Below are 12324 nucleotides of genomic sequence, written 5' to 3'. Positions count from 1 at the left end.
GCACAACGGTTTTCTTTTTCTCGAACCCAGGGCTTGCTTTCTTGCTGATGAGAATATTGCCAACTTCATCAATTGCTGATTCAAGATTTTGCGAAGCAGCAAACTGAAGGAGATAAGCAGCAATTTTTTCTTCTTTTTTCGATGGGCGGGGAATTTTACAGATTTCAGCAAAATAGTTCCAAAGCGCTTCTGGGTTTAATCCTTTGAAAACAGGGTCCATGGCAGTTGTTTTTCGTGATTGATAATTGAACTTACAAACCTACGGGAATTTTTTATTTGTGAAAATATTCCTGAAGATTTTATTTGCCCGCTTTGCGAACAATGTATGTGCAGGCTTGTTAAGAGGCTACATTTTGGAAATTCAAAATCCCAAATTCAAAATTCGAAGTGCAAACATTTAACGTATTACAATCATCAAATTAACAAAGTAACCAATCAACTAATCAACCTATCATTATTCCATTACTCCATCACTCCATCACTCCATCACTGCAGCACTGCATCACTGCATCACAATAAATCTCAAATCTCAATGACCGCGCAACTCAAGAGCCACGCTGAAATTTTATACCTTGTATTGGCTTCCCTGTTTATCACTTCACTTGTGACAAGCAATCTAATTTTTCAGAAGTTTTTTAGCTGGTCCCCATTTGGATGGTACACATTTGAGATTTCAGTTGGTATAATAGCCTATCCGGTAACTTTTTTAATCACCGATGTAATTTCTGAGATTTACGGGCGCAAAAGAGCTAACCGTGTTGTAATCGGGGGTTTGTTTGCAAGCGCATTTGCCCTGCTGATTGTAATTGTTTCAACTGAAGCAACGGCAACGGAATGGTCACCCATTAGCAATGTTGAGTTCAAAAAAGTATTTGGGTTTACTTACATAGCCGTTGCTGCTTCGCTGGCAGCTTACCTGTTGGCCCAGTTTATTGACGTGCAGTTATTCCATTTCTGGAAAAGGCTTACCAACGGAAAGCATCTTTGGCTTCGCAACAACGCCTCTACTTTTACTTCGCAGTTTGTTGATACTTTTGTGATTATCTCACTGCTCACAATGTTTGAAGTGATAAATGAGGAATTCTATTTCGCGCTAATTTTGAACGGATTTCTGTTCAAAGTGCTGTTTGCATTGCTCGATACTCCGGTGGTGTATTTGCTGGTTTACGGAATCAGGCGTCATTTTGGGCTTAAGGGACATGGCGCTGAGCTGGATTTTTAAGAAAATTTTAAAGAGTTAATAATGCATTCATTTTTTTATATATTAGCAAAACACTATTTTTGCGCTCCAATTTAAAATTCTAACAATGGAAAGTAAACTTCAGGAACTTACCAGCAGGATCTACAACGAAGGCATAGAAAAAGCCAATACCGAAGCAGCCATCATCCTTGAAAACGCTCAGAAAGAAGCTGACAGGATTGTTGAAGACGCGAAAAAGGAAGCCCAAAAACTTCAGGAAACGGCAAAGCATGAAACAGAAGAAATGCGCAAGAACGTAGCCAGCGAAGTACAGATGTCGGCACGTCAGTCCATCTCGGCTATCAAACAGCAAATTACCTCAATGGTTACTACACGTTTGGTTGCCGAACCAATTAAGGAAGCTTTCAAAGACAAGGATTTTGTAAAAAGAATCATTGAAACAGTGATCAAAAACTGGGATTCAAAATCAGGTAGTATTGATTTGGCGCTTTCTTTGCCCAAAGAAGATGCAGAGAAAATGGGTTCGTACTTTGAAGCCAAAACCCGCGAAACGCTTAACGGAAAACTGAAGGTTGAACTCGATGATAAAATGAGTGGAGGTTTCCGCATCGGCCCGGGCGATAAAAGCTATGTGCTAAGCTTCACCGAAGAAGATTTCGAGAATTTCTTCAAAAATTACCTGCGACCCAGAACTACAAAACTGCTTTACGGAGGAGAATAATGTTTAGCAGGAATTACTACTACCTGGTGGCCGGTTTACCTGACATCGTCCTGGAGCAAAGCAAGCTTTCAGTTTCACTTGCGGAATTCAGGGAAGAGTTGAAGATTCATTTGCATCCCGACGATTACAATTTGGTTGAACAACTATTCCTCACAATAGACAACCGCAACGTGCTTAACATGCTGCTGAAAAACATTGTGGAGTTTGATAGTACCGGCAAATATTCGTTCGATGAATTGGAAGATGAGATCAAGGAAGCGGAATTCCTTCCCGATTACCTGAAAACATTTATCACACAGTTTAAGACAGGCCAGGCTTTAGAAGCTGACATGAGTTGGGAAGATCAGCTTACAATGCTCTTTTACGACCACACCTCAAAAGTGGAGAACGAATTTTTGCGATCCTGGTTTGAGTTCGAACGCGACCTTAAAAACATTCTTGCCGGACTGTCGGCGCGTCGCCATAAAATTCCTGTTGACAACTTATTGATAGGCAATAACACGGTATCAACTGCTATTCGCAAAAGCAATGCACGGGACTTTGGTCTGAATGCCGAATTCCCTTTCGTTGAGAAACTGATCCAGATCAATGAGAACACCAATCTTCTTGAGCGCGAAAAAGCCATTGACCAGCTTAGATGGAACCATATTGATGATATTAACACCTTTAATTATTTTACTATTGAAGTGATCCTGGGTTTTGTGATCAAGCTAAGCATAGTAGAACGCTGGCTCAAACTCGACAAGAAAACCGGCGAAGAAATGTTCCGCCGTTTGTTGAAAGACCTGGAAAATAGTTATGAATTCCCTAAAGAATTTAATGTATAATGAGTACTAAAAACAACTTAACCACTGGAAAGGTTAACGGCATCATTGCCAACCTTGTTATTGTTGAGGTTGATGGACCTGTGGCCCAAAATGAAATTTGCTACATCAGCCACGAAGGCACCGACCTCATGGCCGAGGTGATCAAGGTTATGGGCAACAAAGCCTATATCCAGGTTTTTGAAAGCACCCGTGGCCTGAAGCCTGGAGCTAACGTGGAGTTCAAGGGCCACATGCTTGAAGTTACTTTGGGACCCGGCATTCTGGGACGAAACTACGATGGACTTCAACACGACCTTGATGAAATGAAAGGCGTGTTCCTGAAACGCGGCGATTACACCCGCGCCCTCGATCCGGACAAAGTATGGGATTTCGAACCCACAGCCAAAGAAGGCGATCAGGTGATAGCTGCCGACTGGCTTGGCGAAGTGAAGGAGAACTCAATTCCGCACCGCATCATGGTTCCCTTTGTGTTCGAAGGAAAATATACAGTGAAAAAAATTGCCAAAGCCGGCAAGTTCAAAGTCTATGATGTAATTGCGACCCTCACCGACGAAAAAGGCAAGGATGTTGAAGTGACAATGGTTCAGAAATGGCCGGTAAAAAAAGCCATCAAGAATTACAGGGAAAAACCGCGGCCTTTCAAGCTTCTTGAAACCGGGGTTCGGACCATTGATACCCTGAACCCAATTGTTGAAGGCGGAACCGGATTTATTCCCGGACCATTCGGTAGCGGCAAAACCGTATTGCAGCATGCCATTTCAAAACAGGCCGAAGCCGACATTGTGATTATTGCCGCTTGTGGTGAACGGGCCAACGAAGTAGTGGAAATCTTTACGGAGTTTCCTGAACTTGAAGACCCCCGTACCGGACGCAAGCTGATGGAACGTACAACCATCATCGCGAATACATCGAACATGCCGGTGGCAGCACGTGAAGCTTCGGTGTACACTGCCATGACCCTGGCTGAGTACTACCGTGCCATGGGCTTAAAGATTTTGTTGCTGGCCGATTCAACTTCACGTTGGGCTCAGGCATTACGCGAAATGTCGAACCGCATGGAAGAACTTCCCGGACCTGATGGCTTCCCAATGGATTTGCCCGCTATCATTTCAAACTTCTACAGTCGTGCTGGTTTTGTTTATCTTAACAACGGTAAAATTGGCTCTATCACCTTTTTAGGAACCGTTTCACCTGCTGGTGGTAACCTGAAAGAACCGGTTACAGAATCAACAAAGAAAGCGGCACGTGCTTTTTATGCACTCTCTCAGCAACGCGCTGACAGCAAGCGTTACCCGGCCATTGACCCCATTGACAGTTATTCGAAATACCTCGAGTATCCTGAACTCCAGGCAACCTTGAGGAAAAACATCTCGGAAGATTGGGTGGAAAAAGTAATGCAACTTAAAAATATCCTGATCCGCGGTAAAGAAGTTTCCGAACAGATCAACATCCTTGGCGATGATGGAGTGCCACTTGAATATCACCTCATTTATTGGAAAGCAGAAGTTTTTGATGCCGTGATACTGCAGCAGGATGCATTCGATAAAATTGACTGCAACGCTCCAATGGTTCGCCAAAAATACATGCTCGAAAAAGTGTATGAAGTGTATAACACCGAATTCAACTTTGAAAAATTTGAAGAAGTGAACCCGTTCTTCAAAAACATTATCAACCAGTTGAAGCAGATGAACTATTCGATTTATGAATCGGATGATTTCTACAAGTTTGAAAAGGAATTTACTAACCTAATGGATGAAAGGAAAGCGTCGTAATGGAAACCAAAGCTTTTCAGAAGATATATACAAAGATCACCCAGATCACCAAGGCAACCTGTTCGCTGAATGCCACAGGTGTTGGCAACGAAGAATTGGCAATGGTGCATGGCCGTTTAGCCCAGGTGGTTAAGATTATGGGCGATAGTGTGACCCTGCAGGTTTTTGCCGGTACCGAAGGTATTCCTACCAATGCCGAGGTCGTTTTCTTTAATCGTCCGCCAACACTTAAAGTAAGTGAAGATCTGGCAGGCCGATTTTTCAATTCATTTGGCATGCCCATTGACGGCGGCCCGGAAGTGGAAGGTGAAGAACGCGAAATTGGCGGGCCTTCGGTGAACCCTGTTCGCCGCAAGCAACCATCGGAACTTATCGCTACTGGTATTGCAGGCATTGACCTTAATAATACTTTGGTTACCGGTCAGAAAATTCCATTCTTTGCCGATCCCGATCAACCTTTTAACCAGGTTATGGCCATGGTGGCCCTTCGCGCAGAAGCCGACAAAATCATTCTCGGTGGAATGGGTCTCACCAACGATGATTACCTGTATTATAAAAATGTGTTCGACAATGCAGGAGCCCTCGACCGCATTATCAGTTTTGTGAACACAACGGAAGATCCGCCGGTTGAACGCCTGTTGGTTCCTGATATGGCGCTTACTGCTGCTGAATATTTTGCCGTTGATAAAAATGAAAAAGTGCTGGTACTGCTTACCGATATGACCTTGTATGCCGATGCGCTCAGTATTGTTTCGAACCGTATGGATCAGATTCCTTCAAAGGATTCTATGCCTGGATCGCTGTACAGCGACCTTGCTAAATTGTATGAGAAAGCAGTTCAGTTTCCTGATGGTGGTTCCATCACCATCATTGCTGTAACAACGCTTTCGGGTGGGGATATTACCCATGCTATTCCGGATAACACCGGTTATATTACTGAGGGACAATTATTCCTTCGCCGTGATACCGAAATCGGAAAAGTTATTGTTGACCCGTTCCGTAGCTTGTCGCGTTTGAAGCAATTGGTAATTGGCACGAAAACCCGCGAGGACCACCCGCAGGTAATGAATGCAGCAGTTCGCCTTTACGCCGATGCCGCCAATGCCCGCACCAAACTCGAAAACGGCTTCGACCTTACGGATTATGACCAGCGTACACTGGATTTCGCAAAGCAATATTCAGAAAAATTGTTGGCAATTGACGTAAACATTGATACAGAACAGATGCTTGTAACAGCCTGGGAATTATTTGGCAAACATTTCAGCCAGGCAGAGGTTGGATTGAAGAAGGAACTGGTGGATAAATATTGGCCGAAGTAAAGTTCAAGGTTCAAAGTTCAAGGTTCAAAATTCAAAGAGCTACGAATTAACGGAATTAACGAATTAACAAATTGACGAATCGACAAATTAACCAATACCACATCACTACTGCATCACAGCATCACTGTATCACAGTATCACAATAAACAAGAATGGCAATAAAGTTTCAATATAACAAAACCTCGCTACAGGACATGAACAAGCAGCTTCGTGTTCGTGTACGGGCGTTGCCGACATTGAAAAACAAGGAGTCGGCTTTGCGGGTGGAAGTAAAACGTGCCAAAGATGAAGCAAGCAGGCTTGATGAAAAATTGGCTTCGCGTATTGCTGCTTATGATGATATGGCAAGACTGTGGGCGGAATTTGACCCTACACTTATCACAATTAAAGACGTGGACCTGAGCATTAAAAAAATTGCCGGGGTCAGAACGCCGGTGCTTGAACAAATCCATTTCAGCATTCGTGATTTCAGCCTATTCAACAAACCTTTCTGGTTCATGGATGGGATCGCAATATTAAAGGAACTGGCAACCGTGGCCATTGAAAGGGAATTCTTCAATCGCAAGATGGGTCTTTTGGATCACGCCAGGAAAAAGACCACCCAAAAGGTTAACCTTTACGAAAAGGTGCAGATTCCTGGTTATGAAGAAGCGATCCTGAAGATCAAACGATTCCTCGAAGATGAGGAAAACCTCTCAAAATCATCGCAGAAGATCGTTAAAAACCGTCTTACACAATTGGAGGCCGTGGCATGATAGTACCCATGAAAAAATACACGTTCCTGGTTTACCATGCCGATTACCACAAATTCCTTGAGGAATTGAGGGGATTGGGCGTAGTTGACGTGGTTGAACGAACCAAAGACCTGGACGATGCAACCCGCGATCAGCTGCTGGAACAGAAACAGATATCAGATACAATTAAACTTTTGCAGCGCCGTAAGATTGAGCCCCAGGATTCACCTCTGTCTATAGCCGATGGAACAGATATAGTTGAACAGGTTCGGGATCTTATTACCGAGAAAGAGAACCTCGAGCAACAGCTTCTTTCAGTAAACAAGGAAGTTGCGAACCTTGAACCCTGGGGTGATTTTTCTCTTGAGACCTTAAGGAAACTACGTGCAGCCGATTTGAATGTATCTTTTTATATTACTTCATCAAAGAAATATAACCCTGAATGGGAAAAGCAATACAACATTGGTGTTGTAAATGCTGAACCACCAAGCGTATACTTCATTCTTGTCAGGGACACTGATGAACAGATCGAATTGGATGCCGAAGAAATCAAAACCCCTGAACACCCTTTATCCGAAGTGATCAAGCGCAGGGACGATATTCATGCCCGCATCAGTGAGATAGGTGAAAGACTTGATGAATATGCTATCACATCAGTTCCTTTGCTGCAGGATTCGCTGAACAAACTCACAACCAAAACTGACTTCAGGCGTGTATTGACCAATACAAGCCCGGAAGCCGGTGAGAAGGTTATGATGCTCCAGGGCTTCGTACCGGTAAGTGGAGAAACAGTACTTGTTCGCTTTTGTGAAGAAAGAGGTATTCTATACCTTGAAGGAAAACCGGAAGCCAATGATAAAATTCCCGTGTTGCTTAAAAACAATAGGTTTTCCAAACTTTTCGAACCTATAAGCAAACTCTTTTCATTGCCTTCCTATCATGAACTGGACCTGACGCCTTTTTTTGCACCTTTCTTCATGATGTTTTTTGGCTTTTGCCTCGGCGATGCCGGATATGGCTTATTGATCCTGGTAGGCGCCACGCTCTACAAGCCGAAGGCAAATCCTTCATTCAGGCCTTATCTTTCGCTGGCGCAGTTTCTGGGAGTTGCAACCTTTATATTTGGTGTGATTTCCGGAACATTCTTTGGAATCAACCTGATTGATGCAGACATTCCTTTCCTCTCAAACGTTCGTGGATACTTCCTTGACAGCGAAAAAATGTTCTATTTTGCCCTGGTAATCGGGGCTATCCAGATTATTTTCGGTATGTTCGTGAAAGTGTTCAACATCATCAGGCAACATGGTATAGCATACGCAATTTCGACCATTGGCTGGCTGGTGCTGATTTTAGGAATGCTTGGACGTTATGCACTCGTACATTATGAAATTATTGCTGCCAACGAGGTTGTGATGAAATATGCAATCTTTGGCATTAGCGGTGTAATGATCCTTTTATTGAACGATCCCAAGGTAAATGTATTCGTCAGACTGGGTAAAGGAGTTTGGGATATCTACGGCATGGTAACCGGTATTTTCGGCGATCTGTTGTCGTATATCCGTTTGTTTGCCCTCGGCATTTCAAGTGCGATCCTGGGGCTCGTCATTAACAATATTGGCCTTGATATGCTTGGCGTTCCCATAATAGGGCCGGTAATATTCGTGCTGTTCTTAACAATCGGACATGTTGCCAATATCCTCATCAGTTCGTTGGGAGCTTTTGTTCACCCAATGCGTCTGACATTTGTGGAGTTTTACAAGAATGCAGGCTTTAGTGGAGGAGGTAAAGAGTACAAGCCGTTTGCGGAGAAGAAGTAGGAGATTTAAGATTTAAGATTCAAGATTCAAGAGACAAGTGACAAGAGATGAGGGACGAAGGGACGAGGGACGAGGGGTGAAAGTGAGAAGGTGAGAAGGTGAGAAACGGAGAAGGGACAAAGAGACTAAGAGATAAGCAACCAGCAACAAAGTATTTCAACCGAATGACAATTGTATGACCCAAATCAAGCAACAAGAAACAAAGCAGCTACTGTATGACAACCGTATGACAATTGTATGACCCAAATCGAGTAACCAGTAACCAGCAACAAGCAACAAGCAACAAGAACAACTGTATGACAACCGAATGACAATTGTATGACCAAAATCGAGCAACAAGTAACTAGCAACTAAAATTTTTCAACAAGCACATAATCAATTAATCAGATAATTTTCACACAACCTTAAATTCAAAATTATGACAACAGCAATTATCCTGGCCTATGTAGGCATCGCGTTGATGATCGGTCTTGCCGGAATTGGCAGCGCCATCGGCGTTTCAATTGGTGGAAATGCCACCATCGGTGCATTAAAAAAGAATGATGAAGCATTTGGTTCATACATGCTTTTGAGCGCTTTGCCCGGAACCCAGGGCCTTTATGGATTTGGTGGGTTCTTCATCATCAATGCCAAACTCACAGCCCCCGGTTTTATTGAAGCCATGACCATTGGCCAGGGAGTCGCAATTTTTGCTGCCGGTTTAGCACTTGGTATCGTTGGTTTGATGTCCGCTATCAGGCAGGGACAGGTTTGCGCCAATGGTATTGCCGGAATAGGTTCAGGCTATGACGTGTTTGGTAAAACAATGGTTTTGGCTGTATTTCCTGAGCTTTACGCCATTATTGCTTTTGCTGCAACCTTCCTTATCAGCGCTGGCCTGTAAGAACCTAAGGTTCTCTATTCCAGAGTAAGGCAATTAAGGGAAGAGTTGGCAAAAAGGCAGTTGGCAACTGGCAAAGACTGTCTTTACTGTATTACTGTCTCACTGCATTACTGCATCACAAAAATACTGCACCGGGAATAAATCTTCCGGTGCGGTTTTTTTGTGCGTTAAAATGAAGGCAATTTCTGAGAATTTACGCTGAATTTCTGCTGGCATTGATATTGCCATAAAGCGAGCGCGTTACCATTTTCTCAAATACTTCTTTCTGGTTCGAACCGCTTTCCAACTTTTGCAAGGCATATTGCTGGATAACAAGCAAAGGAAGCACTATCTTTTCGCGGATTTCAATGGATCGCTTTGTAACCGGTTCTTCTTCCATCAGGCTGGAATAGCCGGAAATCAGCAACACCATTTCTTTTGAGAGCTTGTATTCTTCATGCAGAATATTCCAGAATTCAGCATAATCAGGGTCTTTGGCAATATAGCGGGTCAAATTGAAATTTGATTTTGAAAGAACCATCATACTGTTCAGGATCAAAATTTTGAAATACGGGAATTCATTGAAAAGTTGTTTCAGTTCCTCAAGCTTGCCATTATCATTTAACTTTTTCAGCGCTGAACCGATGCCAAAATAGCCGGGTACATTTTGTTTTAACTGGCTCCACGAACCTACAAAAGAAATGGCCCTCAAATCGGATAAAGTAAGCTTTTTATCGTCGCCGCGTTTTGCTGGCCGGCTTCCAATGTTGGCATTGCTGTAAAAGCGCAGGGTGCTTTTGTTTTCGAGGTAGGGAATGAACATCGGATGGTTTTTTAAAGCCAGGTATTTCTGATGGCTCAGTTCCGAAAGCTCTTCCATGGTTTCCCTGGATTTTTCTGAAATAGTGTTGGATTGGCCAAAAATGTGCTGCGACAAGGAAGCCGTGATAAGTTGTTCTGCATTGTATTTAAAATGATCGCTGGTACCAAAACGGCTCGAAATGGTTTGACCCTGTATGGTAAGCTGAATCTCATGATTGGCGATGTGCTGGCTTTGGGCAGCATAGAACTGATGCGTTTTTCCACCTCCCCGTGCCGGTGGACCGCCGCGACCGTCAAAAAAGATAGCTTTGATGCCATATTCCTCACAAACAGCGGTGAGTTCTTCTTTGGTTTTAAAGATAGACCAGTTGGCCTTCAGATATCCCCCGTCTTTGGTGCCGTCGCTGAAGCCAAGCATGATGGTTTGTTTATTGTTGCGGCTTTGAAGATGTTCCCTGTACGCCGGAATATCAAAAAGTGCCTGCATAATAGATCTGGCGTTTTTCATGCCTTCCATGGATTCAAACAACGGAATTATATCCATTGTTACCGGATCATTTTTCCAGGAACACCATCGCAGCAAACCGTAAACAAAGAGTACTGAAAGGATATCTTCTGAGTTGCTGATAACGTAGCGGTTGCAGCCTTGCTCCCCGTTTTTGCGTTGTATCATCCTAATTTGTCCTGCAGTTTCAATTGTGTCGCTGACAAGTTCATGTTCAAATTCAGCTGGAGAAAGTTCGAAGTTTTTGTTGAGCAGAATATCAACCAATGCATTCTGATCCAGTTCATCAAGGTTTTCATTAATCAGTTTTTCTTTTTTCAGGATCGCCTCAATGCTTTGTTTGTGAACCTCATGGTTCTGCCTGATGTCCAATGCCGCGAAATGTGTTCTGAAGATATGCACCTTGGTTATAAGCTGATCAAGAAGATCCAGATAAAGCCCGTTATATTGATCCGAAACAATTTTCCTGATTTCTTCAAGCGGGCTGATGAGATCGCTGAACGAAATCGTCTTTTCATGATCAAACATTGCAGGATATATTTCAGATTGGAGTTTAGAAATCTTATCTTCAACATTTCTGAATGAGAGTTTCCGTGTGAGTTCTTCAATGTCGCGGTGATAACACTGCATCAATGTCATACGCAATTCATCGGCAACCTGCATAGTTACCGGCGCCGTTACATAAGGGTTACCGTCGCGGTCGCCACCCGGCCAGAAACCAAGTTTAACAATATTGTAATTACTGAACCCGACCGGCTGCATCTGCTCTTTCAGCTGACTGTAAAGTTCTTCAACAGCATCGTAGTAAATATTGCGAAGGTAATAGATGATGTTTTTTGCTTCATCCAGTGGAGTTGGCTGCTTCTTGTTGCTTAAAGGGGTCATGCCAAGCTGCTGAAGGTTTATATCAATTTTATTGATGTCGTTTTCATTGATGTGGCTTCTGAGTCGTTGAATAATTTCAAGCACTGCGGGGGGATAAAACTGGGTAGGGTGGGCGGTAAAAACGATGCGGGCGCTGAAGTCAGCTAGTTTTGATGCTATGTCACCACGCATTCTTTTGGTTCGCAATAAATTGATAAAATCATCCAATGCGAGCTGATTTCCGTCATTTTGCACCCTGCTGAATGCTGCATCTTCCACGCTGTCGAACAAAACAATTTGTCGCTCAACGTACTGTATAACATTGAACATGAAATTGTTCTTTTCCTTTTCAGTAAGCATCCCGGTATGCTTTCCAAAAAATGTGTCCAGGATTTCTTTTGGGTCAAGACCGGTTTCAAGTCCTTGCCGGCAGTGTTCCGTCAGCAATGGCAGCAACATACCCGTTTTGCTTATAATCGGAAAAGGCAGGCTTAGGAAAAGGCTGTTAAAAAGGTTAAACCTGTTGATAACCAGCTTTTCGAATGTGTCACTTTGCTTGTGCTTGTTCATGTAACTTAAACATTCCAGGGCGATGTTAGTTTTGGGAACTCTTTCGAAATGTGATACTGTGAAACTGTGATGCGGTGATATTGTGACGCAGTGATGCAGTTATACAGTGATGCAGGAGTTGGTTGTTAATTAGTCAAATAGTTAATTTGTTAATTCGTAGTTTTTGGATTTTTGAATTTGGAATTTTGAGTTCACTCTGAAAAGTCACAAATTGCTGATTTTTATCGTTTTTGACCCCTGACCCCTAAAGGGGAAACGCTAAAAATCAGCACTTTGTGGAAGTCCCCTTTAGGGGATTTAGGGGCAGATA

General features: G+C 43.2%; 10 protein-coding genes. 8 read left to right on the top strand and 2 right to left on the bottom strand.

The features are described from left to right. Window positions 1–220: cytosol nonspecific dipeptidase (locus IH597_16665; GenBank protein MBE0664090.1), on the bottom strand; the 220-nt coding region annotated here is incomplete at its 3' end. 312 nt (window positions 221–532) lie between these two features. Between IH597_16665 and IH597_16660 the strand changes: the two genes are divergently transcribed. The 8 genes from IH597_16660 (at window position 533) to IH597_16625 (ending at window position 9274) form a co-directional block, all read left to right on the top strand. Beyond that, window positions 533–1222 (top strand): queuosine precursor transporter, encoded by a 690-nt coding sequence (locus tag IH597_16660; GenBank protein MBE0664089.1) that lies wholly within the window; start codon window positions 533–535, stop codon window positions 1220–1222. Between the two features lie 85 nt (window positions 1223–1307). Further along, window positions 1308–1922 (top strand): V-type ATP synthase subunit E, encoded by a 615-nt coding sequence (locus IH597_16655; protein ID MBE0664088.1) that lies wholly within the window; start codon window positions 1308–1310, stop codon window positions 1920–1922. After that, window positions 1922–2749 carry a DUF2764 family protein gene (locus tag IH597_16650; protein ID MBE0664087.1) on the top strand — a complete coding sequence of 276 codons (828 nt, stop codon included), beginning with the start codon at window positions 1922–1924 and terminating at the stop codon, window positions 2747–2749. The genes IH597_16655 and IH597_16650 overlap by 1 nt, the downstream gene beginning before the upstream one ends. After that, window positions 2749–4521, top strand: coding sequence for a V-type ATP synthase subunit A (locus IH597_16645; GenBank protein MBE0664086.1), 1773 nt, complete (start codon window positions 2749–2751; stop codon window positions 4519–4521). The genes IH597_16650 and IH597_16645 overlap by 1 nt, the downstream gene beginning before the upstream one ends. Continuing rightward, window positions 4521–5840 carry a V-type ATP synthase subunit B gene (locus IH597_16640; GenBank protein MBE0664085.1) on the top strand — a complete coding sequence of 440 codons (1320 nt, stop codon included), beginning with the start codon at window positions 4521–4523 and terminating at the stop codon, window positions 5838–5840. The genes IH597_16645 and IH597_16640 overlap by 1 nt, the downstream gene beginning before the upstream one ends. 152 nt (window positions 5841–5992) lie before the next feature. Beyond that, window positions 5993–6595 carry a V-type ATP synthase subunit D gene (locus IH597_16635; protein ID MBE0664084.1) on the top strand — a complete coding sequence of 201 codons (603 nt, stop codon included), beginning with the start codon at window positions 5993–5995 and terminating at the stop codon, window positions 6593–6595. An 8-nt stretch (window positions 6596–6603) separates the two neighbouring features. Further along, window positions 6604–8391, top strand: a complete 1788-nt coding sequence (locus IH597_16630; GenBank protein MBE0664083.1) for a V-type ATP synthase subunit I — start codon at window positions 6604–6606, stop codon at window positions 8389–8391. A gap of 418 nt (window positions 8392–8809) precedes the next feature. Beyond that, complete coding sequence (locus tag IH597_16625) at window positions 8810–9274, top strand: V-type ATP synthase subunit K (GenBank protein ID MBE0664082.1); 465 nt, start codon at window positions 8810–8812, stop codon at window positions 9272–9274. Between the two features lie 193 nt (window positions 9275–9467). Here the strand turns inward: IH597_16625 and IH597_16620 are convergent, their stop codons facing one another. Further along, window positions 9468–12014: a phosphoenolpyruvate carboxylase gene (locus tag IH597_16620; GenBank protein ID MBE0664081.1), complete on the bottom strand. Its 2547-nt coding sequence runs from the start codon at window positions 12012–12014 to the stop codon at window positions 9468–9470. Between the last annotated feature and the right edge of the window lie 310 nt (window positions 12015–12324).

This window comes from Bacteroidales bacterium, assembly GCA_014860575.1.
Lineage (GTDB): Bacteria > Bacteroidota > Bacteroidia > Bacteroidales > JAAYJT01 > JAAYJT01.
This window is presented reverse-complemented; position numbering and strand designations above follow the sequence as displayed.